Raw genomic sequence first — 26,815 nt, 5'->3', positions numbered from 1 at the left:
TCCAACAACTCGTCGTCGCTTGGCTTGAAGTGATCAAGCCATACTGCATCGGCTTTTCGATTGGTGTGTCCGTTTGCATCATAGTGAGGCATCTATGACCGCGCTCATCGTCTTTCTGCTCGAGCATACAGGGATAGCCCTCGCGGCTCTTGGTGCCGTCGCCACCGTCGTCGCGGCAGGGTGGGGCAATCTGCGAGGCGCGAAGCGAGAGCGGAACAAGCAGGCTGTGAAAGATGCTGCTGCCGCGACCGAAGCCCAGAAGATCGACGACGCCGTCGCCGGCCGGACGCTGGACGACAACCGGGGGAGGCTGGGCAGATGGTCAAAATCATAACGCTCTCGCTTACGCTGGCCGGCTGCAGCACCGTCGGCGGGTCGTTCTGTGCGATCGGGCATCCCATCCGGCCGACACAGGCTGAGGTAGCGACCCTTTCCGGCGCGTCGGTGGCGGCGATCCTGGCTCACAACGAAAAAGGCCAGAAGCTCTGTGGATGGAGGCCGTGATGCACGATTTTTTCGACCTGCTTGGCATCAAGGGGCCGGTCGTGGCGGCGGGCCTTGCCGGCGGCGTTCTGCGGGCGCTGTCACGGCATCGCTACAAGCTGCGCGAAATGGTGGCCTCGCCGATCTGCGGCGCGCTTGCCGCGGCCTATTTGACGCTGCCGGCGGTGTCCTACGCCAGGATCACCGGCCTGCCTATGCCGGATCCCGCCGACGACACCACTACGCTGGCAGCGGCCTTCCTGATTGGCGTCTGCGCCATGTGGATTTCGGACGTGTTGTTCGAGTTTGTCGTGAGGCGGTTCAAGTCGGTGCCAGAGGAGTAGCTGCTGGCGTCGGTTGGTGTTGTTTGCTGGCGACCGGTTGACAGAATTCCAGAGACACTTTCGTCATAGCCCGCTCCGGTTCGCCGGGGCGGGCCATTTTGCGTTTCGAGACCGGCTTGATGGCCGCTTCGCCTACGGCGTGGGCTGGTCGAAAAATGTGGGCAGCTGAAAATGGCGAGACAGTACGCTCTCCGCCGTCTCCAGCGCGCGCTATGCGCTTTCCCGGGAAAACCGCTTCACACTTTTCCTGGAATTGCTCTAGGCCAGGATGTTGACCGCGCGTGCCGCGACCAGCGCGATGGTCAGCAGCGAGATCATGGCCTCGGCGATCATCAGCAGCTTGGCACGCTGGGAGAGGGGCAAGGTATCGGTGGGCGAGAAGGCTGTCGCATTGGTGAAGGCGAGGAAGAAATAGTCGACGAAGCCGGGAAGCCAATTGCGAAGCTCACGGTCGTTCAGCGTCATCTGCGCAAACAGGAAATCGGCCTGCGCAAGCTTGACGAGACCGCAGGTCGGCGGCCCGCCGCGATCGGTGCTCCAGAACCACAGGGCAAAGACGATGACGTTGGTGACCCAGATGTTGAGGGCGTCGATCAGCAGCGTCGTGCCGCTATTGCCGGCATGGCCCTCCAGCAAGGCGCGCACCAGCAAGACCAGCGAACCGCAATTCATGACGCTGATGGTGGCGGTCATGGTCAAGGCGGTTCTGCGGATCATGATGCGAAACTGGCCGATCGCGTACCATTCGTGATCCTCCACCGCCTTTCGGGTGGCGGCCTGTGTCCAGGCCGTGGCCACCGACAAGGGCAGCAGCAGGGCGGCCTCCAGTGCCGGCGCCAGCCAGCGCGGCCCGAATGAGAGGTTGTTGATGACCAGAAGCTGCAGGCAGATGATGACCAGAACGGCTGCACGTGCCATCCAGAAGTCGAGCGCATGGTAATGGATGACGGCATGGTGGTGGCGCATTTTGAATCCTGGATGCTTGTTGGTGGGGGAGTGGCCGGGGACCTGGTCAGGTGTAAACGACGCCTGTCGCGATCACGGCTAATGCGCTCTGCCCGGCATGTTCGAGGTGCCGCAGAAGGGCGTTTTCCATTGTTGTTTTGCTTGCATGTGAGGGGAGAAGCAGCATAGTGAGGTGAAATTCTGCCTCAATCTTGGTTTTGAAATGGTCTCTCAAGTATACATTTTCGTAAGCTTTGAGTTCCGGGCTGTTCGAAAAACCGTCCGATGTGATTTATCCACCGCATGACGCGAATCGATGAACCCGTGAACGGCTGGCTGCCGGTCGGCAGCTCTGTACCAGACGACTGGCGCCAGTCGTCGATCTGGTTGGATCTGACCCGTTATCCGGAAGCTGTTCTGGCCCTTTTATGCCTGGCGCAGATCCTGTGCTGGACCGTGGCGCCGGCGCTTGTCAACCTCGCACCGCCCAACGATGTCGTCGAAAGCTTCATGTGGGGACGCGAATGGGTGCTGTTGACCTACAAGCATCCACAACTTCCCGGCTGGCTGCTCGAGACCAGCCATCTTCTGACCGGATCGTTCCGCTGGCCGCAATATCTGCTCGCCCAGCTCGTCGTCTCGGCGACTTTCATCTTCGTCTACCTGCTGGCCCGCGACATGTTCGGAAGAATCCGCGCGCTGGCCGCCGTGCTTTTGATGCCTTCTCTCTATTTCTTCGGCTGGCCGACCCCACAGTTCAATCATGATTATGCGCAGATGCCCTTCTGGGCCGCTATCTGCTGGCTGTTGTGGCGTGCGGGCCGTGGTGGCGGGCCGGTCTGGTGGCTGCTGCTCGGGCTGGTGTCGGGCGTCGGGCTCTACGCCAAGTTTTCAACCGGGCTGCTGTTGCTCTTCGGCGCGATTTGGCTGTTGTCAGACACACGCGCACGCAGTCGGCTCGCCACGCCCTGGCCATGGCTCGGGCTCGCGGTTTTCGGCGCTGTCGCTGCGCCACTGGCCGTCGAACTCTGCCGCGTCGATTTCCTGCCGCTGACCTATGCCGCCTGGCGCGATCAGTGGGTGGTGGCCCATCGCTCCCGCTTTTATTATATCGGCGTCCAGATGGCCGGGCTCTGCGGCTTTCTTCTGGTGCTGGCGATATCAGGGCTGCTGCGGCGCTCGCCCGCGCCGCAAAAGCCCGTCGGGCGCGGCACGCTGGTCTATCTCTTGTGGATGGGGGTTGGCCCGGCGATCCTCGTCATGGTGGCGTCCCTGTTCACCGGCGCCGGCGAGGCCTGGGGCGCGCCGATGTACAATCTTGCTGGCGTTGTGGCGCTCGCCTTCCTGGGCCATCGCCTCGGCGCCGTCGAGATGCGAAAGTTGGCGATCTGCGCGCTCATCTGCATTGTCGGCATATCCGGTGCCTATGCGGGCATCCGCTGGACGAAATGCAATCTGCGCGGGCGCATGGACCCCGTCTGCTGGCCGGCGCAAAAGATCTCGGATGAGGCAGAGGCCGTCTGGCACGCTGCGACGCCCGATCGGCTCGACATCGTTGGCGGCCATGCCCTTATTGCGCCGTTGGCGGGCCTCAATGCCTATGACAAGCCGTCGATCTTCACCGACCTGAACATGCAGTACGCCCCGTGGATCACCAAGGAGCGGCTGCGCGAGCATGGCATATTGCTGGTCTGGCCTGGGCGCGATGTGCCATCTTATCTGCAGGCGTGGGTGGGCGACATCCCGGTCAAAACCGTTCTTTTCGACTGGTCACTGAAGGCGCCGCCGGTGGCGATCAGCTTCGCCGCCATTCCGCCCGGCGCGCGGCAGTTGCCGGCTGCGATCGACGGCCTCGTCCGGCCGGGCAACTGAAGCAGATCCGCCGGTCCGCTGGACGAAGCAGGTGACAATGCCCATTTATGGAGACCAACTTGCTTTTGAGGAGACGTGATATGGCGACTTCGACCGAACGCGCAGTCCTTGCCGGCGGCTGCTTCTGGGGGATGCAGGATTTGATACGGCGCTATCCCGGCGTCATCTCCACCCGTGTCGGCTACAGCGGCGGCGACGTGGCCAACGCCACCTATCGCAACCATGGCAGCCATGCCGAAGCCATCGAGATCAGTTTCGATCCGGCCATCATAAGCTATCGCACGCTGCTGGAGCGCTTTTTTCAGATCCATGATCCGACGACCCGCAACCGTCAGGGCAACGATGTCGGGATGAGCTATCGCTCGGCGATCTATTACACCAGCGACGAACAGAAGCGTGTCGCCGAAGACACCATCGCCGATGTCGATGCCTCGGGTCTGTGGCCGGGCAAGGTCGTGACCGAAGTCGCGCCGGCCGGTCCATTCTGGGAAGCCGAGCCTGAGCATCAGGACTATCTGGAGAAATACCCCAACGGCTACACCTGCCACTTCGTCAGGCCGGGCTGGAAACTGCCGGTTCGCGAAAAGGCGGTTTCGTAAGGCTCGCCAGGGATGGCCAATGGTTTTCGGTCGCGGTCGATGGTCCGCTGGTCGTCTCCAGCCGCGGCATGGCGATTGCGGCCGCGGTGCAGGGCGTCGGCATTGCCTTCTGGGCGGAAGAGTTGGTGCGTCCGCTGATCGATGCCGGCAAACTGGTCCCGCTACTGGATGAGCGGTGCGCGACTTTTCCCGGCTGGTTCCTCTGCTACCAGAAGCAGCGTCATACGTCGCCGGCCGTGCACGCCTTCTTCGACTTCCTGCGGCATGCGGATGCCGGCCAAACACGGTCAGGCGATTGACGGCGTGTACGAAGGTGATCGCTTCGCGACTGTGGGGAGGCCCGGTCGCGGCAGCGAAGGTTCCCGATAAAGTTCCACTCAGGCGGCACCACGCCTGGCGCAATGCTTTTGGCGCAGCGCGCTGAAAAAAAACGGCTTTCACTTCAGCTCGAATGGTGCTTTAAACCCCGCATCCACAGGGGTGCTCCGTACGGTCGGGGCTGAGACGGGGGCGGCAAGCCCACAGACCCTAGAAGCTGATCTGGGTAATACCAGCGGAGCGAGGCGGGCGATGTTTTCAGGCGCACAGATTTCCCTATATCCCATGGCCGACGATTTCGTCGGCGTCATCCTTGGTGCGCTCGGCGCGCTCGATCCCTACCGTGACAAGCTCAGGATCGAGACTGATGACATCTCGACCTTGCTGGTCGGGCCGCCCGAAGTGCTGTTTCCAGCCATGCGCGATCTCTTCGTGGCGGCGGCACGCAGTGGCAAGCATTGCGTGTTGTCGGCCACCATCTCGCGCGGCTGCCCGGGCGAGCCGGATGATCCGATCTGCCGCTCCGATGCACTTGGTGGGCCTGTCGGGCCACTCGGCCCGCGCAAGGATGCGGCCATCGCGGCGGTGCGCAATGCTGCTGCCACCGGCCAGCCGGCTGCGGCGCAGTTCTCGCTCTATGTGATGGGGACCGATGACCACATGGACGAGATCTACGGCTGCATCGACTTTCTCAAGCAGTCCGGCGTCTATGAGCGTTCCAAGCATTTCTGCACGAAATTGCGCGGTGATGCCGGTGCGGTCTTTTCGGCGCTGGACGAGGCTTTCTGCCGCTTCGGACCAGGCGCCGGCCACGTAACCCTCGACGTCACGGTCTCGGCCAACAGCCCGTCGGCTGTCTGAAGCTGCCGCCGCTCCCGCGCGGCCGTCAAAGGTTATCTCCCGTGGCCTCATCATCAGTCGCTTCGCGCCCGATCGCGAGCCTTCTTGCCAAGGCAGTGCCGGCCATGATCTCGGTCGGTTTGCTGCTGCTGGCGTGGGAGCTTTATGCCACCTATTCCGGCATCAAGCCGACGATATTGCCGGCGCCGTCGCGTGTCTTCGAGCAAGCGATGCTCAATCGCGAGGCGCTGGTCGACAACGCCATCCCGACCATCCGCGCCACGCTATTTGGCTTTGCCTGTTCGCTCAGCGCCGCCTTTGCGCTGTCGATGCTGGTCGACTTCTTCCAACCGCTGCGGCGTGCGCTGTTTCCCGTCTTCATCGTCAGCCAGACCTTGCCGCTGGTAGCGATTGCGCCGTTGGTGGTGCTGTGGTTCGGTTTCGGACTGGCGCCCAAGATCATTCTGGTGGCACTGGTCACCTTCTTTCCGATGCTGGTGGCATTGGTCGAGGGCTATGAGACGACCGAGGCCGAGATCGGGCAAATGCTGCGCGCCATGGGAGCAGGGCGCTGGCGCATCTTCATGCTGGCGCGGCTGCCTTCGGCGCTGCCTTACTTCTTTGCTGGCCTGAGGATCTCCATCACCTATGCGGTGGTCGGCGCCATCTTCGCCGAATATGCCGGGGCCGCGAAGGGGCTGGGCATCTACATGCTCAACGCCAAGAACAATTTCCGCCCCGATTTGGTGCTGGCCGCCGTCGGTGTCAGCGCCGCGCTGACACTTGTCCTGTTCGGGTCGACTGTGCTGCTGCAGCGTCTGGCCATGCCCTGGGAGCGCGCCGGCAAGGAACCCGTAGGCATGGGGTCGCGGCGATGAGCAGGCTCGAGCTGCGGCATGTGCGCAAGGCGTTCGGCGGACTCGACGTGCTCGCCGACATTTCGCTCAGCGTCGGCGTAGGTGAATTCGTCTCGATCCTCGGGCCCTCGGGCGCCGGCAAGTCGACGCTGTTCCAGCTTCTGACCGGCGCCGAGCATGGCGAGGGCGAGATGTTGTTCGACGGCGCGCCGCTCGATGACCACGGCAGGCATTTCGCCTTCATGCCGCAGCGTGATGCGCTGATGCCTTGGCGGCGCATCCTCGACAACACGACGCTCGGGCTCGAAGTGCAAGGCATCAGGCGCAAGGCGGCGCGGGCGCGCGTCGCGCCGCTGTTTGCCGAGTTCGGGCTTGCCGGCTTCGAGCGGCATTTTCCCGCGCAGCTGTCCGGCGGCATGCGCCAGCGCGCGGCGCTTTTGCGCACGGTGGTGCAGGAGCGTGACATGCTGCTGCTCGACGAGCCGTTCGGTGCGCTCGATGCACTGACCCGCACCGCCATGCAGCGCTGGCTCGAACAGATGTGGCGGCACCACCGCTGGACGGCGCTGCTGATCACTCATGATGTACGCGAAGCCGTGTTCCTGTCCGACCGCATCTATGTGCTGTCGGCGCGCCCGGCCCGCATCGTCCGTGAAATCAAGGTGCCGTTGCCGCGCCCGCGCAGCCTTGGCGGCGATGCCGCGCGGCAGGCAAGTGCGCTCGAGGCCGAAATCCTCGACATCATCCTCAACCCCAACCCATCCAAAGGACACGACCATGACTGACTTTACGCGCCGGCAGGCCTTGTTGCTGACCCTTGCCGCAGGCGTTCCGCTTGTTGCCGGATCGGGGCGAGCCCAAGCACAATCGGCTGCACAAAGGGTCACCGTCGCCCTCGACTGGACGGTCAACACCAACCACATCGGACTGTTCGTCGCTCGCGACAAGGGCTTTTATCGCGAGGCCGGGCTCGAGGTCGACATCCTGCCTTACAGCGATACCGGTGCGGGCACGCTGGTCGCAAACCGCGTCGCCGATTTCGGCATCAACGGCACCATCAGCCTGTTCACCCAGAATGCCGCCGGGGCGGACCTGAAGGGCGTCTATGCGGTGGTGCAATCCGAAACCGGTCGCGTGGTCTTCAATGCGGCACGCAAAAAGATCAAAAGCCCGAGAAGCCTTGACGGCTTGATCTATGGCGGCTTCGGCAGTGCCTGGGAAAACGCACTGATATCGACCATCATCCGCCATGATGGTGGCAAGGGCCGTTTCGAGACGGTGACGCTCGGCACTTCAGCCTATGAGGCACTGGCCAATGGTTCGGTCGATTTCACGCTCGAAGTCGCGACCTGGGAGGGTGTCGAAGCCGAACTCAAGGGCGTCAAACAACGCAGTTTCGTCTATGCCGATTACGGCGTGCCTGACGAGCACACGACACTCATCTCTTCGAGCGAAGCCTATCTCCAGGCAAATCCCAAGCCTGCGGCGGACTTCGTTCAGGCGACGCGGCGCGGCTACCAGTTCGCCGTCGACAATCCCGATGAGGCGGCAGCTCTGCTGATCGCGGCCAACAAGGATGCGCTGACCAATCCGGCGCTGATCCACGCTTCGCTGAAGGCATTGATCGACGGCCATTATCTACGCAGCCAAAGCGGCGTCATCGGGACGATGGATCCGGCCAAGATGGAAGCGATCGGCGACTATCTCTTCGCTTCCGGCATTTTGCGTGATGCCGACGGCAAAGTTCTGGCGCAACGCCCTGATTTCGCAAAGTATTTCAGCAATTCAACTCTGGGGTAGGGAGCCAATCGGCTTCTCCAGCTTCGAGGAAATGGCTAGCCGGTCAAAGAGGTTCACGAGGCGCGACAGATCCACGTTAGACGCACAGATCAGCAGATCCCGGCTCAACGCCAGCGCCGGTGCCAATGTCGGCGGCTCGAGCGGCGGCGTCAATGCGGGTGCAGAAGCAAGTGTCGGGGGGTAGCAACGGCGTTAGCGTAGGACTTGGCGCCACGGTTGGTGGTCAAAATGGGGCGGGTGTCGGCGCGGGTGTCGGTACCGGCACTGGCGTCGGTGCTGGCATCGGCGTCGGCGGAACAAACGCAAGCAATCCTTCCAACACCAGCCTGCCAGGTGTCGTTGCCGACATGTCGGATAGCCAGGTGGCGCGCATGAAGCAGCGTTGCGTCGACGTGCTGAACAGCTCAGGCAGCTACGACCGCGACCTGCGCCAGCTGTGTCTGCTGATCTCGCGCCGCTAAGGTAGAAAAATACTACGGGCCCGCTGCCGCAAGGTGGCGGGTCTTTTCCATTTGCCGGCGAATCTTCTTCGGGTGTTTGCTTGGTACAATGGCACGGAACGGTAGGGCCGCTCGAACGTTCAAGTCATCGAAACATCGCATGCGATGTTCAAACCGGCGCGTCAGCGTCCACAGGAGCGGGAACAGCCATGAGTCTAGGAACCATTCTCATCATTATCCTCATCATTGCGCTGCTTGGCGGCTTCAGCGGCCTTGGCGGCGGTCCGTTCTACGGAACCGGCTATTATGGCGGCGGTGGTCTCGGGCTCGTTCTGCTCATCCTCATCGTGCTGGTTGTGCTTGGGCGGATCTAGCCGCGCTGCTCGCTCGATTGACTGACTCCGGGACGATCGCTATCTCGTGACCGCGTCAGCGCCTGTCGCGCACCGGATTGTGATGTGCGCAGGCCTGCTTGTGATCCGTCCTGTTTCGAATTTTTTGTAAGGTGATCTCGGTCCACACCCCCCGTGGAAACAAGAGGAGAGGGTCCCACCCCTTGTCCTCCTCCAAGGCCCGCCCGGTTTCACCGTGGCGGGCTTTTGCTTGACGGGCGAGGGAACTGGCTTGCGTCGATACCGTTGAGTTGCGGAAGGCTGCCAATGCCACTGACGCTGCGGACGACACTGTGCGAATTCCGCGATGATCTCCACGTCCCGCGGCGGATCGCGGCCATATCGAGACCATTCAGGAAGGGATGCGCTGACTGGCGTGGCGGAAGCAGGCCATCAAGGTCATGCGCCGCATCGACCGCCATGCCTGACCAGAAAAAGGATGGCGATGAAGGTCGAGGCATCGTGCTAGCGGTCTTACGCCGCTCGCGGCACCCGTGATGTGAACGTTGCCCGGGTGACCGACACGCTGGTGCCGTCGGTGTCGCTGACAACGTCCACCTTGGCCTCCAGCTGTCTCACCAATGCTTCCACGATGGCTGTTCCAAGACCGGTAGCTGGTACATCGTTGGCGATCTTGCCGACGCCATTGTCCGAAACCGTGAGTTTCCAGTCGCTGCCCGCGGTCTCGTAGCTCACCTGGATGCGAGCGCCGGCCCTCTCCTTGGGGAAGGCATATTTGATGGCGTTGAGCACGAGTTCGGTAACGATCAGTCCCAGGCTGACAGCCCTTTGCGAATCCATCCTGCCAGCTTCGGCCGTCACGGTCACCGTGATCGGCTGGGTTTCGCCAACCATCGACGAGGCGAGGCTGCTGCACAATTTCGGAAGGTAGGAGCCGACATCGATCTCGTCGACTCCGGCTGAGGTGTGGAGATGGCGTTGCACCTCGGCCACGGACAGAACGCGCTGATGGGCGTCCTTGAGGTGCTGGCGCGTCTCTTCCGACGTGACCGAGCGTGCCTTCAGCAACAGGATCGAGGCAATGATCTGCAGGCTGTTGGCAACCCGATGCTCCATCTCGCGCAGCAGTACATCTTTCTGCCGAAGCAGGTCCTCGGTGCGGCTGAGCAGTTCCTCCTTCTCCCGCTCGATGATGCGACGGGCCGTTATGTCATTGAAGGCGAGAAGGATGGTAATGGCCGAACTGTGGTCGTAAAGCACCTTGCGGGCATTGAGCAGCATGGTGCGACGGCCGATCCGCGGGAAATCGTGTTCGACCTCGAAATCGTCCATGGCGGTCTTCTCGGGAATGATCGTCTCCAGCAGCAGGCGAAGTGCCGGAATATCCCATTGACCGTCGCCGAGCGCGTAAAGCAGCGAGCCCTGGGTCTGCTGCGGGTCGACTTCAAAGGTGTTGTAGAAGGAGCGGCTGGCCGCCAGCACGCGAAACTGCTCGTCGAGGACGAGAAACGGCTCGGTGATCGTATTGACGATCGCCTGCGCCAGCGTCTGCGCGTCTTCGATATTCACGATGGGTTGAAACATGGACACAAGCCAAACGAGGGGCGTTTTGCCCCTCCAACCATCAATACTATACCCTTGCCCAGGTGTTGTCGCGAATTGAATTCGCCAGCTCGGTGATGTGATGTCCAACATCGCCGCTAAAAAAGGCGGGCACTTGGCCCGCCTCCGACCGTTCTATATCGGGCACTCGCTCAAATCCTGCTACGTCAGTTCGCGCCGCCGAGCTGCTTGGTCATCTTGCAGAAATTGTCATGCGACTTGGCAATGGCCTCGTCGCCGCATTCCTTCATCATGCCGGCGCGGTCTTCTTCCTTCATGGCCATCCAGGCGGCCTTGAATTCCGTCTCGGATTTCATGGTCTTCATGCCGGCATCGGTGAAGAAGGGCGACATCTTCGCCGGGTCGTCGAGCGCCGACGTTCCGGTGCTGCCAGCGGCCAAAGCCGAGCCAGTCATCATCGCAAGCGCCATCGCGCCCATCGTGAGCATCTTGAGGTTCATTTGGGAATTCCTCTCTGTCGAGGTCATTGGAATAAACGACCTGCAGATAAACGAGATCGAAAGAAAACAGTTCCTTCAGATGAATTTATATTAAAACGATGTTCTATTTCACCAGCTTTGCCGCCAACCTATCATTCCATATCAGGTACTTCGCCGCTGACGAGAAGCGTCTTCGGCGGGCCGTATTCGCCCAGCGTCGGGTCGGCCTCGCGGCTCCAGGCGATGACGCCGGCATGCTTTGCCGCCAGAGCCCTGGCAGTGCGTATGGCGCGGTCGTCGCTCTGCTGGTCGGCGGGTCCAAAGGCTGGAAACAATTCGCCATCCTCGCCGCGATCGAACGCGACCACGACGATCAGCCTCGGATTTTTCTGGCCACTGGACTCGGAAGGTCAGGATGTTGTGCTGCGCTGGTCGCCGGAGAGTACGGTGTTGATCGCGGCAAACTGATCCTTCCCGGGTCTTGCCAGACGGTTCGCAATCAGGGACAGCATAGACTGGCACGAGCCCGGAGCATGCCGATGAACTTGGAACTGAGTGCGCGAGACCGATCCATGCTCGACGGCGAGCAGGGCTCGTCCGCAGCCGCTGCCATGAAAATCCTGGTCGCGTTTTCCAATGCGGTCGGGGCAGGCAGTCTGCTCGATATTGCCGGCTCCCATATCGATGGCTGTCTCTACCACGGCAAGGCGGGGCTCGATTTCGTCGAGCGGCTGGTCGAGGGCGGTGGCCGCGTCCAGGTGCCGACGACGCTGAATGTCGGCTCGTTCGATCTCATCCATCCGGGCATGGTGAAGATGCCAGCTGCGGAAGAGGTGCCGGCGCGGCGGCTGATGAAAGCGCATCTGGAACTCGGCTGTCAGGCGACCTTCACCTGCGCGCCTTACCAGACCCGGTTCCGCCCGGGTTTCGGCGAACAGATCGCCTGGGGTGAATCCAACGCCATCGTCTTTGCCAATTCGGTGATCGGGGCGCGCACCAACCGTTATGGCGATTTCATCGATCTGTGCTGCGCCATGACCGGACGGGCGCCGGCCTGGGGTCTGCATCTGAGCGAGAACCGGCGCGGCCGGATCTTGTTTGAGTTGGATATTCCTGACCGCGAGCCGAGCGACAGCCTTTTCGTCGGCGTCGGGCTGATCATCGGGCAGGCGAGCGGCGACCGCATTCCGGTGATTGCCGGTTTGCCGCGGCCACGCGACGAGGACCAGCTGAAGGCGCTGGGCGCGGCGGCGGCAACGACAGGCGCGGTGGCGCTGTTCCATGCGGTCGGCATCACGCCGGAAGCAAGAACGCTCGATGAGGCGTTCCATGGCCATGCGCCTGACGAGACGATCCGCATCGGCCGCGCCGATATCGACCATGCGCTGGCCAGGCTGTCTGGTGTGCCCGACGGTGCGCCACTGGCGGCCGTCTCGCTCGGCACGCCGCACTTTTCGCACGAGGAATGGATGCGCCTGTTGCCGCTGCTGCGCGAGGTCGCGCCCGGCAGGCGCATCCCTATCTATGTCAACACGGGCCGTGCGACCTTGACGCGACTGCAGGACGAGGGCGCGCTTGATGGCATGGAGGCGTTCGGCCTGATCCCGGTCACTGATACCTGCACCTATGTCACCTCGATCCTGAAGCGCCTCGACGGCGTGGTGATGACCAATTCCGGCAAATGGGCCCACTACGCGCCGGGCAATATCGGTGTCTCCGTCGCCTTCGCCGAGATGAGGGATTGCATCCGCTCCGCTGCGGTCGGGCATGTCGTGCGGAGCGCCTCATGACGCGACCGGTGGAACGAACCGGCACCTTTCAGTTGGCCGGCGCGGCCGAGGGCCAGGCGCTGGTGTTTTCGCAGCCGCTCAGCTTCTGGGGCGGCATCGATGGCGAGACCGGCGACATAACAGACCATTCGCATCCGGGCCTCGGCCAGAATGTCGCTGGCAGGATCCTGGTCATGCCGAGCGGGCGCGGCTCGTCGTCTTCATCTTCGGTCCTGGCCGAGGCGATCCGCAGGGGCACGGCGCCGGCCGGTATCCTTCTGGAGCGGCCGGACCCGATCCTGGCGGTCGGTGCCATCGTTGCCGAATTTCTCTACGAGATCCATATGCCGCTGGTTGTGTGCGATATTGCCGGCATAGCTTCCGGCGACGGGATAGCAATCGGCACTGGCGTGGATGGCCGGGCGATCGTTACGATTCAACCCGCCATCAATCCAGCTGTATCGCGCCACCCGTAGGCGACCATCGCGCCTCCGCTGGTCGCGCGGGTGTTCGTTGAGATTGGACGTGGCACGGCGTCCGGCAACCGCGCGTTGGCGGTGAGTGGCACCACAACGGGACGTGCGATCTAGCAAGCGCGCTCGGTCCAGAAACGAAAAGCTGCTGCTCAAATCTCCGGGATGTTCTCCTTGAAGATCACCTGCAGCCTTGGCTGGTGCAATTCATAGGGCAATCCCCGGACCGCATGGGTCAGAGTGTTGAGCGCTTCGCGGGCCTCGACGCGCGGGTTCTGATCGATGACCGCGTCGAGCGTGCCGTCGAGCAGGAGGTCCTTGGTGCCGTCCGTCACCTCATGGCCGAGGAAGACCATGGACTGCGCGCGGCCGCGCTCCTTGAGCGCGCGGGCGATGCCGGTGTTGCCTGCGCCGACATTGTAGATCGCGGCAAGGTCGGGATGCCGCTCCAGCAGGGCAGACGCTTCCGAATAGGCCTTCTCGCGGTCGTCGAGCATTTCACGCATCTCGACGATCTGCAGATTGGGCGATTCCTCCGTCAGGATATGGCGAAACCCCATCTCGCGTTCTTCATGGCCGCGATAGGACAGCGAGCCGGCGAACAGCGCCACCTTGCCCGGACGACCTGATCCCATGAAACGGTTGAGCAGATAGCCGGCCAGCCGCCCGGCGGCGCGGTTGTCGATGCCGATATAGGCGACCCTAGGCACATGCAGGATGTCGGAGGCGATGGTCACCACCTTGATGTCATTGGCCGACAGCGAGCGTATCGCTTCGCGCACCGTTGGATGGTCGAGCGCAATGACGCCGACGCCTTGCGTCTGGCCGCGCAAGTCCTGCAGCAGTCGGGCGAGGCCGTCCGGATTGAACCCTTCGATGGTGGCGATGTGCACATCGAGGTCGGGCCGTGACTGCGCCTGCGCCTCGATCTGGCGGTGCAGCATCTTGATGAAGGAGTTGGTGCCGGCGGGCAGCGCGAAATCGAGCCGGATGACGTCGCCGGGCAAGGGCCGCGGCGGTGCCCCGTTCGGGCTTTCGGCGATGTAGCCAAGCCGCTGTGCCATTTCGAGCACGATTTCGCGCGTGCGCGCCCGCACGCCGGGGCGGTTGTTGAGCACTCGGTCGACCGTGGCGGCCGAGACACCGGCTTCCCGGGCTATGTCAGTCAAGGTGGACCGCACCGTCTTTCATCTCCTGCATGCGTCAGATCGGGCGGAGACGGCTTCCCTGCCATCGGCGATTCTGATGGGAAATGATGTATCCGCCCTTGGCAGATGTGCAAGCTCCCGGGCTAAATCAAATGATCCGGCAGGGCTATGCAGGGTCGGGGAGAGGCGGTTCCCATCAAATCGAGGCATCGGGAGTGAGGTGTGGACCCTGGATTTGCGCATTTCTCAGCCTATTTGCAATGTTATGAGGTCTTTTGATTATTTATGATGTTGACAGCCTTCCCGTGCTGCCGTCAATATCCCTCGTAGGGTCGTGGAGGAAACGTGGCCCTGAGGGAGGAGTTTCAATGTCCAATTTGATCCGCATCTCGCGGCGCCGCTTGCTGGCGTCCGGAGGAAAGGCGGCCGTGATCATGGCCGCCGCTGGCATTGCGCCGAAATTCATTCGTCCCAGCCGCGCCTATGCGGCCGACGCGCTGGCGCCAGGCATGATCGGCGGCCCGACGGGCTTCGATGGGGCCGAGCGCTACCAGTATGGCGCCGACACGCCGGAAGGCCGCGCCATCGAGGCGGCCAAGGCGCTGAAGGGCGCCGGCAAGGCGCCTGCCAAGATCGTGCTCGGCCTGTCGGATGGTTCGATCGGCCAGCTCACACAGCCGTTCCCGGCCGGTGCGCCGTCGATCAAGGATTTGTGGGAAAAGGAGACCGGCATTCCGATCGAAATCGTCGGTCTGCCGAACGGCCAGGAATTCACCAAGACGATGCAGGACATCTCCACCAAGGGTGGGGCCTACGACATCTATTCGACCGAATGGAACCGCCTCGGCGACCTCGCCGAAACCGGCGGCATCGCCAAGCTCGACGACTTCGTAGCGCAGTACAAGCCCGAGTGGGACGATCCGGTGACCGGCTATGTCAACGGCGCCAAGGGCGTGTCGCTGCTCAACAAATACCGCGGCTCGAACTATGGCGTGTCGCTGGACGGCGACTTCCAGACCTGGGTCTACCGCGCCGATCTGTTCGGCGATGAAGCCGAGAAGAAGGTCTTCAAGGACAAGTACGGCTACGATCTGGCGCCGCCGAAGACCTGGAAGCAGCATGGCGACATCGCCGCCTTCTTCCAGCGCCCGGACAAGGGTCTGTTCGGCTCGACCGACCTGCGCAACCAGGGCTGGGGCTATACCAACTGGTATCAGCGCTATGTCTCGATGGCCTCGCCCAACCAGTTCCTGTTTGGCGATGACGGCAAGCCGATGATCAATTCCGAACAAGGCATTGCCGCCACCAACGAATATGTCGCGTCGCTCGCCCATCATTCGCCGGATGCGATCTCCTGGGGCTGGCCTGAACAGTATGGCAATTTCGCCAAGGGCGGCGCGGCGATGACCTGCGCCTTCTCCAACCTGCCGAAATTCCTCGACAATGCCGGTAACAAGGACTCGGCTGTCACCGGCAAGATCGGCTCGATGCTGCCGCCCGGCCGCGAGATCGACGGCAAGCTGATCAGCCGTTCCGTGCTGTGGTTCTCGCTGACCGGCATGGTCTCGGCGCAGTCGAAAAACCAGGAGGTTGCCTATCTCCTGCTGCAATGGCTGGGCTCCGCCCGAATCTACGCATGGATGAGCGCCAACCCCGGCGGTTATCTCGATCCGTTCCGGCTTTCGGATTTCTCCGACCCGCTGGTCCGCCAGACCTATCATGCCTACCACATGGACGTTGTGCGCGAGACGGTCGCCCGCACCGTGCCGACCATCAACTATCCCGGCGCAACCGCCTTCCACAATGCGCTCGACGAGAACCTCATGGCGGCGCTGACCAAGGCCAAGACGTCAGAGCAGGCGATGGCCGATACCGAGGCTGAGTGGAAGAAGATCGCCCGGCGCACCGGCGAGGACAAGCTGCTGGAAGCCATCAAGACCAACAAGGAGGCCTGGCCGACAGTTCTCGATCCAATCGTCTGATCCATCTCCCTGGATCACATCGAAGGAGGGGAGGAGCCTGCTTCTCCCCTCCGCCCACAACGCCACAAGCAAAGCCGCCAGATGAAGCGTTCCATTCCTTTCGAGATCTTCCGCTACGCCGCGATCTTCGCGGCCATGGGGGTGACGCTGGTGCCGATCCTGTGGATGGTGTCGATGGCGTTCAAGCCGATCGCCGAATGGTCGGCGACGGGTGCCGACCTGACATGGTGGCCGAAGAACCCGACACTCAGCAATTTCCGTTTCGTCTTTGGCGAGTCGACCAACAATCTGATCGTCGCGCTTGACCGCACGGCGCTGAAGCCGATCCTGTCGTCGCTGCTATCGGCGGTGTTCGGCACGGTGATCGCCATGTCGGCGGGCACTGCCGCGGCATACGGACTCTCGCGTTTCGACTCCGGCCAGAACCTGCCGCTGGCGCTGATCCAACTCAGGCTGTTTCCGCCGATGGCGGTGATGATCCCGGTGATGATCATGTGGGCCTTCCTGAATTTCACCGACAGCTGGTGGGGCTTGGCGCTGATCTACGGCATCGTCACCTTGCCGTTCGCCTTCTGGCTGATGAAGACCTTCTTCGACGACATGCCGCGCGAGATCGAGGAGGCGGCGCTGGTCGAGGGCTGTTCGCGGCTGCGCGTCTTCACCCGAATCACCCTGCCGATGATGCGCGCACCGCTGGCCAGTGCAGCGCTCTTCGTCTTCATTCTCAACTGGTCGGACTATCTGATCGCGCTGCTTCTAACGACGCGCGAATGGGTGACGATCCCAGTCTACATGGCTTCGTTGTCGTCCTCGATGACCGGCCAGCTCTATGGCGCCAAGGCGGCGCTTGGCCTGATCGCGGCCGTGCCGCCGGTCGTCATGGGCATCGCCATCCAGCGCCACCTGGTGCGCGGGCTGACTTTCGGGGCGCTCAAGCAATGAGTGCGGTGACTGCGATGATTGCAGATGACGAGATGACGGCCGTCGGAGCAAGACCGGTTTCGCGCGACGAAGGCGCAAGGCTGGGTTTCCGGCTGACGCTGCCGGCGCAGATCCTCGTGCTGTTCATCTCGGCCTTTCCGCTGTTGATGCAGCTCTACATCAGCGTCACCGACTGGTCGCCGCTGTCGGGCACCGGCTGGTGGAATGCCTGGTCGATGTGGAACAGCTTTGCCAACTACGCCGATCTTGCCGCCGATCCGCGCTTCTGGAGCGCGCTGAAGCGCACGGCCATCGTCATGATCGTCTGCGTGCCGGCGGAGTTCCTGCTTGGGCTGGCGTTGGCGACGCTGTTTGCCGACGATTTCCCCGGCAAGCGGATCTTCTACTCGATCCTGCTGATGCCGATGATGGTGGTGCCGGCGGTGGCCGGCTACATGTTCTTCATGCTGTTCCAGTCGGGCGGCCCGGTGAACGACATATTGTCGGCGCTCGCCGGCTCTCCCGTCACCATCGCCTGGCTGTCGGACCCGACCTTGGCGCTGATCGCGGTGATGGTCGCCGACATCTGGCAGTGGACGCCGCTGATGTTCCTCATCCTGCTTGCCGGCCTGGTCGGCGTGCCGGAGGATCAGATCAAGGCAGCGACGCTGCTCGGCGCCAATCCGTGGCAGCGCTTCGTCACCATCGTGCTGCCGAAGATGAAGACGATCATCATCATCGCGCTGGCGATCCGGGTGATCGAGAACTTCAAGATCTTCGACACGCTCTACATCATGACTGGCGGCGGTCCCGGCGTCGCCACCGAGACCATCTCCGTCTACATCTACAAGCTCACCACGCAGGACCTGATCTGGGGCTATGTGGCGGCGATCGCGCTGGCCATATTGATCGTGCTCTCGATCGTCGCGGTGTTCGCCATGAAGCGCATGGCGCGGGCACGCGAGGTACCGGCATGAGCGCCATTCACCTGCAGAACCTGGTCAAGAAATTCGGCGACTTCACCGCGCTGAAGACCATGGACCTGGCAATTGCCGATGGCGAGTTCATGGCGCTGCTCGGGCCGTCGGGCTGCGGAAAGTCGACGACGATGAACATGATCGCCGGCATGGAAGAGCCGACCGGCGGCAAGATCCTGTTTGGCGAGCGCGACATGGCCGGCGTACCGATGGGGCGGCGCGGCGTCGGCTTCGTGTTCCAGAATTATGCCATCTTCACCCATATGACGGTGCGCCAGAACCTCGCTTACGGGCCGAGGATGCGGGGTGCCGCGAAAGCCGAGATCGACCGTCGCGTCGGCGCCATCGCCGAGATGCTGCAGCTGACACCGCTGCTCGACCGCAAGGCCGACCGGCTCTCGGTCAACATCTTGCAGCGGGTAGCGATCGGCCGTTCGGCGATCATGGAGCCGGCGATCTTCCTGCTCGACGAGCCGCTCTCCAATGTCGACGCCGCCTTCCGGGCCGTCATGCGCACCGAACTGAAGCAGTTGCAGCGCCAGTTTCGCCAGACCATGGTCTATGTCACCCACGACCAGCTCGAGGCGATGACCATGGCCGACCGCATCGCGGTCATGGACCATGGCGTGCTGCAGCAGGTCGGCACGCCGCTCGAGGTCTACAACGACCCGGCCAATGTCTTCGTCGCCCGCTTCATCGGCGCGCCGGGCATGAACCTCCTCAAGGGCAGGCCGGCGGAGAGCGATCGTGGGCTCGTCGTCGATCTCGGACCATTGGGCATTACGCCGCCGCTGCCGGGCGAACTCGCGGCCGCTTTGCGTGGGGCGCGCGGGGAGGTGCTTTACGGATTTCGGCCCGAACAAGCGACGCTGGTGCAAGATGGGCAGGGCCTCGCCATGCAGGTCACCTTCGTCGAACGGATCGGCGCGCGCACCATCGTTCATCTCGGGCAGGGCGAGACTGCCGTGAAAACGGTGTTCGACAATGATGTCGGACTGGCGATCGGCGACACCGCTGTTGTTGCGCCTGCCGCGTCGTCGGTGCGTGTCTTCGACGCCGCTAGCGGCCTTGCGATGAGGGCGGGTTGAGATGGCCGATATCGTCTTCCGCAATGTGACCAAGCGCTACGGCAAGACACTCGCCGTCGACGACGCCTCGTTTGCGGTCAACGACAATGAGTTCTTCTGCTTCTTCGGGCCACCACTGTCGGGCAAGTCAACGATCCTGCGCCTGGTGCTGGGGTTGGAGACACCGGATGCCGGAGAGATCCTGATCGGCGGCAGGCCGGTCAACACCATGTCGCCGGCTGAGCGCAACGTGGCGATGGTGTTCCAGAACCTGGCACTGTTTCCGCATATGAGCGCGCTCGACAATGTCCGCTTCCCCCTGGTCGAACGCCGGGTCGCCGAGGTCGAGATCAAAAGGCGGGTCGCCGACGTCGCGGCGAAGCTGCATATCGGCCACATCCTGCACAAGCCGCCGGGACAGCTTTCGGGCGGCGAGCGGCAGCGTGTGGCGATTGCGCGTGCGCTGGTGCGCGATCCCAACGCCTATCTCATGGACGATCCGATCTCGGCGCTTGACGCCAGGCTGCGCGAAGAAACGCGCGTCGAGCTGAAGCGTATCCAGCGCGAGCTCGGCAAGACGCTGATCTATGTCACGCATGATCAGGAAGAGGCGATGTCGGTAGCCGATCGCATCGCCATCCTGGAGGATGGCAGGATCAGGCAGATCGGTGCGCCGGCCGAGATTTATGACCGTCCGGCCAGCACCTATGTGGCGCGGCTGCTCGGCTCGCCGATGATGAACATCCTGAAATCGGCGCGTGGTGAGGCCGGCGTCGAAGCGGCCGATGGCACGATCCGCATTGCCGACAAGGCGGCTCCCACTGATGCCGTCGAGATCGGGCTCAGGCCGGAAGACATCAAGGTCAGACCGTGGCTCATCGAAGCGGACGGGGGCTCAGGCCGCCCGGCGCGGGTGTTCGAGGTCGAGCCGCTTGGCGGCTACACCGTGGTGACGCTCGCTGCCGGCCAGGCGCGGCTGAAGGCATTGCTGCGCGGCCAGCCCGACATCCGGCCCGACGCCATGGTGGCGATATCCTGCGAGCCGGCTCGCGTGCATTATTTCGGGCAGAGCGGGGGAGCGCTGGCACGATGACAGCGACCGCAAGAAAAGAGCTTCGGGAGGATCAGATGGCACACAAGGGCTTCGAGCCGGACGTGAAGGTCCGCACGAAGGAACACAGGATCGGCTGCGTCGGCGCCGGCATGATCATGGCGGAGTGCCATCTCGCCGCCTACAAGGAAGCTGGCTTCCCGGTGGTGGCGATTGCTTCGCGCACGAGGGCCAGCGCCGAGAAGGTAGCGACGCGCTGGGCCATCCCGACCGTCCACGACACGCCCGAAAAGCTGATCGAGGATACGAATGTCGAGATCATCGATCTTGCTTTCCCGCCAGACCAGCAGCCGGCGCTGATCCGCCATGCGCTGAAGCAGAAGCACATCAAGGCGATCCTGGCGCAGAAGCCATTGGCATTGTCGGTCGAGGAAGCGGTCAAGCTGCGCGACGAGGCGGCAAAAGCCGGCAAGATCCTCTCGGTCAACCAGAACATGCGCTACGACCAGTCGATGCGCGTGCTGAAGCAGATCATCGACAGCGGCGCGCTGGGCGACATCGTCTTCGCGCAGATCGACATGCACGCCATCCCACATTGGCAGAGCTTCCTTGAAGACTACGACCGGCTGACGCTCGCCAATATGAGCGTGCACCATCTCGATGTGCTGCGCTTCCTGTTCGGCGATCCCGACGAGATCACCACGCTGACGCGCAAGGATCCGCGCACGAAATTCGACCACTCGGACGGCATCACGGTGTCGACGCTGCGCTTCCCGTCCGGCGTGCTCGCCGTGTCGCTGGAGGATGTCTGGTCCGGCCCGCGCCAGGATGGCTACAAGGACGACCAGCACATCAGCTGGCGCGTCGACGGCACCAAGGGTGTCGCCAAGGGCACCATCGGCTGGCCGACGGGCGCTGCCTCGACGTTGACCTACGCCTCGACCGAGACGACCGGCGGCGAGTGGGTCAGTCCAAGCTGGGACACGATGTGGTTCCCGCATGCCTTTATCGGCGTGATGGAGCAGCTCCAGCACGCGGTGAAGACCGGCACGCCGCCGGCGCTGTCGGTCGCCGACAACGTCAAGACCATGGCGCTGGTCGAGGCGGGCTACCGCTCGATCGACGAGGGCCGCACGGTCAAGCTTTCCGAAATCTCGACAACTTCAATCAACTGAATCGCTTACAGGGAGGAATTCACACCATGATGCAGGCAGGTATTTTCACGGGCTATTTCCCGTACGGTCTCGAAGAGACGGCGAAGAAGATCCGCGGGCTCGGTTTCAACACGGTGCAGCTCGACCTGCATTTCAAGGATGTCGACCTGTCGGCCGGGCAGATCACCAAGGACAAGGCCAAGAAGGTGCGCGACGTCTTCCGCGACCACAATCTGCCGGTCTGCTGCGTGTCGGGCTATACCAACATCATCCATCCCGACAAGGCCGAGCGCGACAAGCGCGTCGGCTACCTCAAGGAGATCATCCGCAACGCCCGCCATTTCGGCTCACCCTACGTGATCTCGGAAACCGGCACCTACAACACCGAATCCGACTGGGTGCATCACCCCAAGAACAAGACCGAGGAAGGGTTCGAGGAATGCCGCAAGGTGATCGCCGACCTCGCCCAGACAGCCTATGACCACGGCGCGGTCTTCCTGCTCGAAACCTATGTCAACAACGTCGTCGGTTCGGTCGAGGAGACGGTGAAGATGTTCGCGCAGATCGACCATCCCGGCCTCGGCCTCTTGATGGATCCGACCAATTATTTCGAGACGCACAACATCGACAAGATGGACCAGATCCTGAATCAGGTGTTCGACACGCTGACCGACAAGATCAAGATCGCTCACGCCAAGGACGTCAAGCGTTCGGGCGGCGACAAGTCCGAGAAGCACGCCGATATTGGCGACGAGGACGCGCTGGAGAGCCATACGTTCCGTGGCGTCGGTGAGATCGAGCTGCCGGCACCGGGCCTCGGTTCGCTGAATTACGACCTCTATCTTCAGCGGCTGGCGCAGAAGCATCCGAACATCCCGGTCATCATCGAGCATCTCTCGGAAGACGACGTGCCGCGCGCCAAGAAGTTCCTCGACGGGAAGTTCCGCGCCAACGGTCTGTGACCGCCTCTCGCGCCGCTGGTTGAAGGGACGACAGTGCAGTGAACGAAGCGGCCGTCACATGGTAGAGCTTTACGGCAAGACGCTTTCGCGCCGGCAGGTATCGGAACGTTCAGGCATGCTGTCGCAATTCGCCGGCGTGCGGCTGATGACGCTTGGCGACGGGGTGGAACGCGGCATCCGTATGCTGGAGTTCCGTACCGGCTCGGGCCTGCGTTTCACCGCGCTGGTCGACCGGGCGCTTGATATCGCCGATTGCGACTTCAAGGGCCAGGCGATCGGCTGGCATTCGCCGAGCGGCTTTCGTCATCCCGGCCTGCACGATTATGAGGGGGAAGGCGGGCTTGCCTGGGCGCGCTCGTTTTCAGGCCTGCTTGTGACCTGCGGCCTCGACCACATATTGGGTCGGGAAGAGGTGCCCGCCGAGAGCTACAACTATCCGGGCAGGAAGACCGTGATCCATTCGCTGCACGGCCGCGTCGGCACCATTCCGGCACGGCTGACCGGTTATGGCGAGGCCTGGGATGGCGACCGCTGCGTGCTGTGGGCCGAGGGCATCGTCCAACAATCGGCGGTGTTCGGTGAGGATCTCCATCTGGTGCGGCGCATCGAGGCCGATGTCGGTGGCAACGAGATTCGGCTGTCGGACCGCGTCGTCAATCACGGCTTCAACCGCACGCCGCATATGTATTTCTACCACGTCAATGTCAGCCATCCCTTGCTTGACGAAGGTTCGCGCTATCTGGCGCCGATCCGCGACGTCGTCTGGGCCGGTCATGACGGCGAGCGCTATCAGGCGCAGGAGGTCGGCTACCGCACGATGCCAGCGCCGCGACTGGGTTTCAGCGAGCAGGTCTGGCAGCATGAGATGGCGGCGGACGCCAATGGCGAGGTGCCTGTGGCGGTGGTCAACGATCAACTCGGGCTTGGCTTCGAAGTGGTGACGCGCAAGGACCAGCTGCCTTGCGCCTATCAATGGCAGAATTTCCAGGCGGGGCAGTACGCGTTGGGCATCGAACCCTCGACGCACCATGTGCTCGGCAATCTCGCGGCGCGTGAACGTGGCGAGATGATATGGCTGGAGCATGGCGGCAGCCGTTCTTACGACGCGGTGTTCAGGGTGCTCGACGGCGCCGGCGCGATCGCCGCGGCTGAAGCGAGGATCGCTTCGATCGCCAGGCAACCGCAACAGGATTATCCTGCGCCGTCGGGAAATTTTCCGAGATTGGCGGACAGGGCATGATGCGAAACGAATGCTCCGGCTGGCGGGCCGGATATCGGAGGTCGATGTGATGGCAAAAAAGCGCGACTACAGCCTGGTCGGAGAAAGCACACGCATCGCCATCGAGACGGGACTGGCCTCGGCCGAATGGTATCACACCGACGTCGCGCGCAAGGCGATGAAGGAGCTGATGCAACGCTCCGACGGGCCGGCGATCCGCGACACGATCATCTGGATCGTTGCCATACTGGGCTCGGCCGCCGGCATCATCTGGTTCTGGGGTACGTGGTGGGTGGTGCCGTTCCTGCTTGTCTATGGCGTGCTCTACGGCTCCTCCAGCGACTCGCGCTGGCATGAATGCGGCCACGGCACCGCTTTCCGTACGCGCTGGATGAATGATGTCGTCTACCAGATCGCCAGCTTCATGCTGATGCGCAATCCGGTGACCTGGCGCTGGAGCCATGCACGCCATCACACCGATACGATCATCGTGGGCCGTGATGCCGAGATCGCGGTGATGCGTCCGCCGGACCTGCTGCGCGCCGCACTCGCCTTCACCGGCATTCTCGATTTCCGCTATTCGCTGCCGACGCTGGTGCGCAATGCGTTCGGCGGCATCTCGCCCGACGAAAGGAGTTTCATCCCCGAGATGGAGCTGCGCAAGGTGGTCACCGCCGCGCGCTGGCATATCGCCATCTATGTCGCGGCGATGGCGCTGGCGCTGTACCTGTGGTCGTTGCTGCCGCTGGTCCTGATTGGCCTGCCGCGCCTCTATGGCAGCTGGCACATGGTACTGACCGGCCTGCTGCAGCATATCGGCCTCGCCGACAACGTCACTGACCACCGGCTGAACACGCGCACCGTATACATGAACCCGATCAGCCGCTTCATCTACTGGAACATGAACTATCATGTCGAACATCACATGTTCCCGATGGTGCCCTATCACGCGCTGCCGAGGCTGCACGAACTGATCAAGCACGATCTGCCGGAGCCAAATCCATCGATGTGGCATGCCTATCGCGAGGTCTGGCCGGTGCTGATCAAGCAGCTCCAGTACGAGGACTATTTCCTCAAGCGCGAGCTGCCGCCGACGGCGCGGCCGTACCGGGAGGAATTCCACGCGCTGGCCGTGCCGGCGGCGGCGGAATAGAGTTGCAGGAGAAACAGATGGCCGACTGGGTTGAAGCGTGTGGCGTTGACGATGTCGAGGAAGAGGACGTCATCCGCTTCGACCATGGCGGCCGCACCTTTGCCATCTATCGCAGCCCCGATGACGAGTATTTCGCAACCGACGGCTACTGCACGCATGAGAAGGCGCATCTGGCCGATGGGCTGGTGATGGACGACATCATCGAATGCCCCAAGCACAATGGCCGCTTCAACTACAAGACAGGTGCAGCCAAGGGTGCGCCGGTATGCGTCAATCTCGCGACTTATCCGGTGAAGGTCGGGGCTGGCAAAGTGATGATCCAGATCGGCTGACCTGCCGTAGCGAGTGACAGAGGGGAACCTTTAGATGAGCCGAAAAAGACCGACGGTGGCGGATTTGCGCGCCATGAAGGGCAAGCGTCAGCTGACCATGCTGCGCGTGCTGACGATGGACGAAGCCGAGGCCGCCGAGCGGGCAGGGGTCGACATCGTCTCGGTGCCGCCCGAACTGGTGCTCAACCCGCAATACCGCGACGCAGCACCCAGCCTGTTCACCATGCCAGGCGACAATTTCTACGAGATAGGCACATCGGACGATTTCGTACGCTGGGCCTTCCGGCTCTATAAGGCCGGCGCCGACGCTGTCTATTGCAGCGCCGGCTACACCACGATCAAGCGGATGGCCGATGACAATATCCCGGTCATCGGCCACGTCGGCCTGATCCCGTCGCGTGCCACCTGGACCGGTGGCTTCAGGGCTGTTGGCAAGACCGCGGATACCGCCATGGAAGTTTTCGCGGCGGTGAAGCAGCTGCAGGCCGCTGGCGCCATCGGCGCCGAAATCGAGGTCGTGCCGGTCGAAGTGGCCAAGGCGATCTCGGAACGGACATCGCTGATCATGCTGTCGATGGGGGCGGGCACCGGCTGCGACGCGCAGTATCTGTTCGCCGACGACATCCTCGGCCAGAACCGTGGCCACATGCCCCGCCACTCCAAGGTCTATCGCAATTTCGCCGCCGAATTTGATCGTTTGCAGGCCGAGCGCATCGCTGCGTTCTCCGAATATGTCGCCGATGTGAACAGCGGCGCATATCCCGAGGACAAGCATGTGGTGCATATGGACCCGGCTGAGCTCAGCCTGTTCATGAAGAGGGTCGACGGGGCGTGAAATCTCAAGACAATGATGCGACGGGCGAGGCTCCGGTTCATATTCTTACCCTTTCCTGCGAGGACCGGCCGGGGGTCGTCGCCGCCGTCACGGCGGAGCTTGCCGCGAACGGCGCCAACATCGCCGAGAGCAGCCAGTTCTGGGACCGGCAGACCAATCGCTTTTTCATGCGGATCGCCTTCATCAGCCCGCCGGGCTCGACCAAGGAAAGTCTGGAACGGGCGCTGAAATCAAGCGTCGATCGCTTCGGCATGAAGACCGCGCTGGTCGATCAGGGGCGCCGCCCGAAGATCATCGTCATGGTCTCCAAGTTCGACCACGCGCTTCTCCATCTGCTCTACCAGATCAGGGTCGGCTGGCTGAACGCGGAGGTTGCCGCCATCGTCTCCAATCACGAGGATGCCCGCCGCTTCGCCGAGATGGAAGGCATCCCCTACCACCATTGGCCGACCACCAGGGAAAACAAGGTCGAACAGGAACAGAGGCTGCTGGACCTGGTGCATCGGACGGGGGCGGAACTGGTCATCCTGGCGCGCTACATGCAGGTCTTTTCGAAAGGCCTGTCGGACCGGTTGTTTGGACGGGCAATCAACATCCACCATTCCTTCCTGCCGAGCTTCAAGGGCGCCAAGCCGTACCACCAGGCTTTCGACCGCGGCGTCAAGCTGATCGGCGCGACGGCGCATTACGTCACCTCCGACCTCGACGAGGGCCCGATCATCGATCAGGAGACCGAACGCGTTACTCATGCGATGAGCGCCGAGGATTTCGTCGCTGTCGGGCGCGACATCGAAAGCCGGGTGCTGGCGCGCGCCGTCAAGTTGCATCTCGAAGCCCGCGTCATGCTCAACGGCCACAAGACCGTCGTCTTCTGAGAAG

The 26,815-nt window shown here is 62.7% G+C and carries 30 protein-coding genes and 1 riboswitch; of the genes, 25 read left to right on the top strand and 5 right to left on the bottom strand.

The features are described from left to right. Positions 1-94: 94 nt before the first annotated feature. Positions 95-334, top strand: coding sequence for a hypothetical protein (locus tag ASD99_RS16845; protein WP_057144323.1), 240 nt, complete (start codon positions 95-97; stop codon positions 332-334). 169 nt (positions 335-503) lie between these two features. After that, positions 504-827 (top strand): hypothetical protein, encoded by a 324-nt coding sequence (locus tag ASD99_RS16840; protein WP_056592249.1) that lies wholly within the window; start codon positions 504-506, stop codon positions 825-827. 258 nt (positions 828-1,085) lie between these two features. Here the strand turns inward: ASD99_RS16840 and ASD99_RS16835 are convergent, their stop codons facing one another. Further along, positions 1,086-1,793, bottom strand: coding sequence for a hypothetical protein (locus tag ASD99_RS16835; RefSeq protein ID WP_057144322.1), 708 nt, complete (start codon positions 1,791-1,793; stop codon positions 1,086-1,088). A 282-nt stretch (positions 1,794-2,075) separates the two neighbouring features. Here ASD99_RS16835 and ASD99_RS16830 point away from each other — a divergent pair, with 282 nt between their 5' ends. The 9 genes from ASD99_RS16830 to ASD99_RS32290 all read left to right on the top strand — a co-directional run bounded on the left by ASD99_RS16830 (position 2,076) and on the right by ASD99_RS32290 (position 8,872). Further along, the gene (locus ASD99_RS16830; protein ID WP_057144321.1) at positions 2,076-3,644 is read left to right on the top strand and encodes a glycosyltransferase family 39 protein; all 1,569 of its coding nucleotides are present in this window, start codon (positions 2,076-2,078) and stop codon (positions 3,642-3,644) included. A gap of 80 nt (positions 3,645-3,724) precedes the next feature. Next, on the top strand, positions 3,725-4,243 hold the full coding sequence (gene msrA / locus ASD99_RS16825; protein WP_056590207.1) for a peptide-methionine (S)-S-oxide reductase MsrA: 519 nt from the start codon (positions 3,725-3,727) through the stop codon (positions 4,241-4,243). Beyond that, positions 4,168-4,542: a LysR substrate-binding domain-containing protein gene (locus ASD99_RS33385; protein WP_082525565.1), complete on the top strand. Its 375-nt coding sequence runs from the start codon at positions 4,168-4,170 to the stop codon at positions 4,540-4,542. The genes msrA and ASD99_RS33385 overlap by 76 nt, the downstream gene beginning before the upstream one ends. Before the next feature lie 167 nt (positions 4,543-4,709). Then, positions 4,710-4,823: riboswitch (TPP riboswitch) on the top strand. Beyond that, on the top strand, positions 4,814-5,422 hold the full coding sequence (locus ASD99_RS16815; protein WP_057144320.1) for a YkoF family thiamine/hydroxymethylpyrimidine-binding protein: 609 nt from the start codon (positions 4,814-4,816) through the stop codon (positions 5,420-5,422). It overlaps the preceding riboswitch by 10 nt. A gap of 104 nt (positions 5,423-5,526) precedes the next feature. Continuing rightward, positions 5,527-6,279, top strand: coding sequence for an ABC transporter permease (locus ASD99_RS16810; RefSeq protein ID WP_082583314.1), 753 nt, complete (start codon positions 5,527-5,529; stop codon positions 6,277-6,279). Continuing rightward, on the top strand, positions 6,276-7,043 hold the full coding sequence (locus tag ASD99_RS16805; protein ID WP_056590220.1) for an ABC transporter ATP-binding protein: 768 nt from the start codon (positions 6,276-6,278) through the stop codon (positions 7,041-7,043). The genes ASD99_RS16810 and ASD99_RS16805 overlap by 4 nt, the downstream gene beginning before the upstream one ends. After that, positions 7,036-8,058 carry an ABC transporter substrate-binding protein gene (locus ASD99_RS16800; RefSeq protein WP_057144318.1) on the top strand — a complete coding sequence of 341 codons (1,023 nt, stop codon included), beginning with the start codon at positions 7,036-7,038 and terminating at the stop codon, positions 8,056-8,058. Before ASD99_RS16805 ends, ASD99_RS16800 begins: the two co-directional genes overlap by 8 nt. A 152-nt stretch (positions 8,059-8,210) precedes the next feature. Continuing rightward, on the top strand, positions 8,211-8,519 hold the full coding sequence (locus ASD99_RS33380; RefSeq protein ID WP_057144317.1) for a hypothetical protein: 309 nt from the start codon (positions 8,211-8,213) through the stop codon (positions 8,517-8,519). 188 nt (positions 8,520-8,707) lie between these two features. Further along, complete coding sequence (locus ASD99_RS32290) at positions 8,708-8,872, top strand: DUF3309 family protein (protein WP_082525567.1); 165 nt, start codon at positions 8,708-8,710, stop codon at positions 8,870-8,872. A 492-nt stretch (positions 8,873-9,364) separates the two neighbouring features. Here the strand turns inward: ASD99_RS32290 and ASD99_RS16790 are convergent, their stop codons facing one another. The 3 genes from ASD99_RS16790 to ASD99_RS16780 form a co-directional block, all read right to left on the bottom strand. Continuing rightward, on the bottom strand, positions 9,365-10,435 hold the full coding sequence (locus tag ASD99_RS16790; protein WP_057144316.1) for a sensor histidine kinase: 1,071 nt from the start codon (positions 10,433-10,435) through the stop codon (positions 9,365-9,367). Between the two features lie 185 nt (positions 10,436-10,620). Continuing rightward, complete coding sequence (locus ASD99_RS16785) at positions 10,621-10,914, bottom strand: hypothetical protein (RefSeq protein ID WP_056590229.1); 294 nt, start codon at positions 10,912-10,914, stop codon at positions 10,621-10,623. 131 nt (positions 10,915-11,045) lie between these two features. Then, positions 11,046-11,261, bottom strand: a complete 216-nt coding sequence (locus ASD99_RS16780) for a hypothetical protein (RefSeq protein ID WP_244482917.1) — start codon at positions 11,259-11,261, stop codon at positions 11,046-11,048. A 171-nt stretch (positions 11,262-11,432) separates the two neighbouring features. Between ASD99_RS16780 and ASD99_RS16775 the strand changes: the two genes are divergently transcribed. Then, a complete protein-coding gene (locus ASD99_RS16775) occupies positions 11,433-12,683 on the top strand; it encodes an aconitase X (RefSeq protein ID WP_057144334.1) in 1,251 nt (416 codons plus the stop codon). Continuing rightward, the gene (locus tag ASD99_RS16770) at positions 12,680-13,138 is read left to right on the top strand and encodes an aconitase X swivel domain-containing protein (RefSeq protein ID WP_057144315.1); all 459 of its coding nucleotides are present in this window, start codon (positions 12,680-12,682) and stop codon (positions 13,136-13,138) included. The genes ASD99_RS16775 and ASD99_RS16770 overlap by 4 nt, the downstream gene beginning before the upstream one ends. Before the next feature lie 149 nt (positions 13,139-13,287). On the opposite strand, the gene ASD99_RS16765 is transcribed toward ASD99_RS16770, so the two are convergent. Then, positions 13,288-14,316, bottom strand: coding sequence for a LacI family DNA-binding transcriptional regulator (locus ASD99_RS16765; protein WP_056590241.1), 1,029 nt, complete (start codon positions 14,314-14,316; stop codon positions 13,288-13,290). 335 nt (positions 14,317-14,651) lie between these two features. Between ASD99_RS16765 and ASD99_RS16760 the strand changes: the two genes are divergently transcribed. The 12 genes from ASD99_RS16760 to purU all read left to right on the top strand — a co-directional run bounded on the left by ASD99_RS16760 (position 14,652) and on the right by purU (position 26,811). Further along, positions 14,652-16,265 carry an extracellular solute-binding protein gene (locus ASD99_RS16760; protein ID WP_057144314.1) on the top strand — a complete coding sequence of 538 codons (1,614 nt, stop codon included), beginning with the start codon at positions 14,652-14,654 and terminating at the stop codon, positions 16,263-16,265. Positions 16,266-16,346: 81 nt separating this feature from the next. After that, positions 16,347-17,207 carry a carbohydrate ABC transporter permease gene (locus tag ASD99_RS16755; protein ID WP_057144313.1) on the top strand — a complete coding sequence of 287 codons (861 nt, stop codon included), beginning with the start codon at positions 16,347-16,349 and terminating at the stop codon, positions 17,205-17,207. Then, positions 17,204-18,163: a carbohydrate ABC transporter permease gene (locus tag ASD99_RS16750; protein ID WP_057144312.1), complete on the top strand. Its 960-nt coding sequence runs from the start codon at positions 17,204-17,206 to the stop codon at positions 18,161-18,163. Before ASD99_RS16755 ends, ASD99_RS16750 begins: the two co-directional genes overlap by 4 nt. After that, entirely contained in the window at positions 18,160-19,251 is a 1,092-nt protein-coding gene (locus ASD99_RS16745; protein WP_057144311.1) for an ABC transporter ATP-binding protein, read from the top strand. Before ASD99_RS16750 ends, ASD99_RS16745 begins: the two co-directional genes overlap by 4 nt. Position 19,252: 1 nt before the next feature. Next, the gene (locus ASD99_RS16740; RefSeq protein ID WP_056590256.1) at positions 19,253-20,323 is read left to right on the top strand and encodes an ABC transporter ATP-binding protein; all 1,071 of its coding nucleotides are present in this window, start codon (positions 19,253-19,255) and stop codon (positions 20,321-20,323) included. Between the two features lie 35 nt (positions 20,324-20,358). Next, on the top strand, positions 20,359-21,456 hold the full coding sequence (locus tag ASD99_RS16735; protein ID WP_057144310.1) for a Gfo/Idh/MocA family protein: 1,098 nt from the start codon (positions 20,359-20,361) through the stop codon (positions 21,454-21,456). 26 nt (positions 21,457-21,482) lie between these two features. Next, positions 21,483-22,397: a sugar phosphate isomerase/epimerase family protein gene (locus ASD99_RS16730; protein WP_056590262.1), complete on the top strand. Its 915-nt coding sequence runs from the start codon at positions 21,483-21,485 to the stop codon at positions 22,395-22,397. A 58-nt stretch (positions 22,398-22,455) separates the two neighbouring features. Continuing rightward, positions 22,456-23,637: an aldose 1-epimerase family protein gene (locus ASD99_RS16725; protein ID WP_057144309.1), complete on the top strand. Its 1,182-nt coding sequence runs from the start codon at positions 22,456-22,458 to the stop codon at positions 23,635-23,637. Between the two features lie 49 nt (positions 23,638-23,686). Continuing rightward, the gene (locus tag ASD99_RS16720; RefSeq protein ID WP_057144333.1) at positions 23,687-24,769 is read left to right on the top strand and encodes a fatty acid desaturase family protein; all 1,083 of its coding nucleotides are present in this window, start codon (positions 23,687-23,689) and stop codon (positions 24,767-24,769) included. A 17-nt stretch (positions 24,770-24,786) separates the two neighbouring features. Further along, positions 24,787-25,101: a MocE family 2Fe-2S type ferredoxin gene (locus tag ASD99_RS16715; protein ID WP_057144308.1), complete on the top strand. Its 315-nt coding sequence runs from the start codon at positions 24,787-24,789 to the stop codon at positions 25,099-25,101. Positions 25,102-25,135: 34 nt separating this feature from the next. After that, on the top strand, positions 25,136-25,936 hold the full coding sequence (locus ASD99_RS16710) for a 3-methyl-2-oxobutanoate hydroxymethyltransferase (protein ID WP_057144307.1): 801 nt from the start codon (positions 25,136-25,138) through the stop codon (positions 25,934-25,936). Next, positions 25,933-26,811, top strand: coding sequence for a formyltetrahydrofolate deformylase (gene purU, locus ASD99_RS16705; protein ID WP_056590273.1), 879 nt, complete (start codon positions 25,933-25,935; stop codon positions 26,809-26,811). The genes ASD99_RS16710 and purU overlap by 4 nt, the downstream gene beginning before the upstream one ends. Positions 26,812-26,815: the final 4 nt, after the last annotated feature.

The sequence above is a fragment of the Mesorhizobium sp. Root695 genome, assembly GCF_001428185.1.
Classification (GTDB): domain Bacteria; phylum Pseudomonadota; class Alphaproteobacteria; order Rhizobiales; family Rhizobiaceae; genus Mesorhizobium.
Note: the sequence above shows the minus strand (reverse complement) of the source record. Positions and strands in the feature narration are given on the sequence as shown.

Coding starts and splice junctions, on each gene's coding strand:
- ASD99_RS16830 (WP_057144321.1), top strand. CDS start 2,076: ATGACGCGAATCGATGAACCCGTGAACGGCTGGCTGCCGGTCGGCAGC.
- ASD99_RS16755 (WP_057144313.1), top strand. CDS start 16,347: ATGAAGCGTTCCATTCCTTTCGAGATCTTCCGCTACGCCGCGATCTTC.
- msrA (WP_056590207.1), top strand. CDS start 3,725: ATGGCGACTTCGACCGAACGCGCAGTCCTTGCCGGCGGCTGCTTCTGG.
- ASD99_RS33380 (WP_057144317.1), top strand. CDS start 8,211: ATGCGGGTGCAGAAGCAAGTGTCGGGGGGTAGCAACGGCGTTAGCGTA.
- ASD99_RS16725 (WP_057144309.1), top strand. CDS start 22,456: ATGGTAGAGCTTTACGGCAAGACGCTTTCGCGCCGGCAGGTATCGGAA.
- ASD99_RS16745 (WP_057144311.1), top strand. CDS start 18,160: ATGAGCGCCATTCACCTGCAGAACCTGGTCAAGAAATTCGGCGACTTC.
- ASD99_RS16730 (WP_056590262.1), top strand. CDS start 21,483: ATGATGCAGGCAGGTATTTTCACGGGCTATTTCCCGTACGGTCTCGAA.
- ASD99_RS16845 (WP_057144323.1), top strand. CDS start 95: ATGACCGCGCTCATCGTCTTTCTGCTCGAGCATACAGGGATAGCCCTC.
- ASD99_RS16805 (WP_056590220.1), top strand. CDS start 6,276: ATGAGCAGGCTCGAGCTGCGGCATGTGCGCAAGGCGTTCGGCGGACTC.
- ASD99_RS16840 (WP_056592249.1), top strand. CDS start 504: ATGCACGATTTTTTCGACCTGCTTGGCATCAAGGGGCCGGTCGTGGCG.
- ASD99_RS16815 (WP_057144320.1), top strand. CDS start 4,814: ATGTTTTCAGGCGCACAGATTTCCCTATATCCCATGGCCGACGATTTC.
- ASD99_RS16735 (WP_057144310.1), top strand. CDS start 20,359: ATGGCACACAAGGGCTTCGAGCCGGACGTGAAGGTCCGCACGAAGGAA.
- ASD99_RS16720 (WP_057144333.1), top strand. CDS start 23,687: ATGGCAAAAAAGCGCGACTACAGCCTGGTCGGAGAAAGCACACGCATC.
- ASD99_RS16835 (WP_057144322.1), bottom strand. CDS start 1,793: ATGCGCCACCACCATGCCGTCATCCATTACCATGCGCTCGACTTCTGG.
- ASD99_RS32290 (WP_082525567.1), top strand. CDS start 8,708: ATGAGTCTAGGAACCATTCTCATCATTATCCTCATCATTGCGCTGCTT.
- ASD99_RS16775 (WP_057144334.1), top strand. CDS start 11,433: ATGAACTTGGAACTGAGTGCGCGAGACCGATCCATGCTCGACGGCGAG.
- ASD99_RS16710 (WP_057144307.1), top strand. CDS start 25,136: ATGAGCCGAAAAAGACCGACGGTGGCGGATTTGCGCGCCATGAAGGGC.
- ASD99_RS16760 (WP_057144314.1), top strand. CDS start 14,652: ATGTCCAATTTGATCCGCATCTCGCGGCGCCGCTTGCTGGCGTCCGGA.
- ASD99_RS16740 (WP_056590256.1), top strand. CDS start 19,253: ATGGCCGATATCGTCTTCCGCAATGTGACCAAGCGCTACGGCAAGACA.
- ASD99_RS16785 (WP_056590229.1), bottom strand. CDS start 10,914: ATGAACCTCAAGATGCTCACGATGGGCGCGATGGCGCTTGCGATGATG.
- ASD99_RS16715 (WP_057144308.1), top strand. CDS start 24,787: ATGGCCGACTGGGTTGAAGCGTGTGGCGTTGACGATGTCGAGGAAGAG.
- ASD99_RS16800 (WP_057144318.1), top strand. CDS start 7,036: ATGACTGACTTTACGCGCCGGCAGGCCTTGTTGCTGACCCTTGCCGCA.
- ASD99_RS16790 (WP_057144316.1), bottom strand. CDS start 10,435: ATGTTTCAACCCATCGTGAATATCGAAGACGCGCAGACGCTGGCGCAG.
- ASD99_RS16810 (WP_082583314.1), top strand. CDS start 5,527: ATGATCTCGGTCGGTTTGCTGCTGCTGGCGTGGGAGCTTTATGCCACC.
- ASD99_RS16770 (WP_057144315.1), top strand. CDS start 12,680: ATGACGCGACCGGTGGAACGAACCGGCACCTTTCAGTTGGCCGGCGCG.
- ASD99_RS16750 (WP_057144312.1), top strand. CDS start 17,204: ATGAGTGCGGTGACTGCGATGATTGCAGATGACGAGATGACGGCCGTC.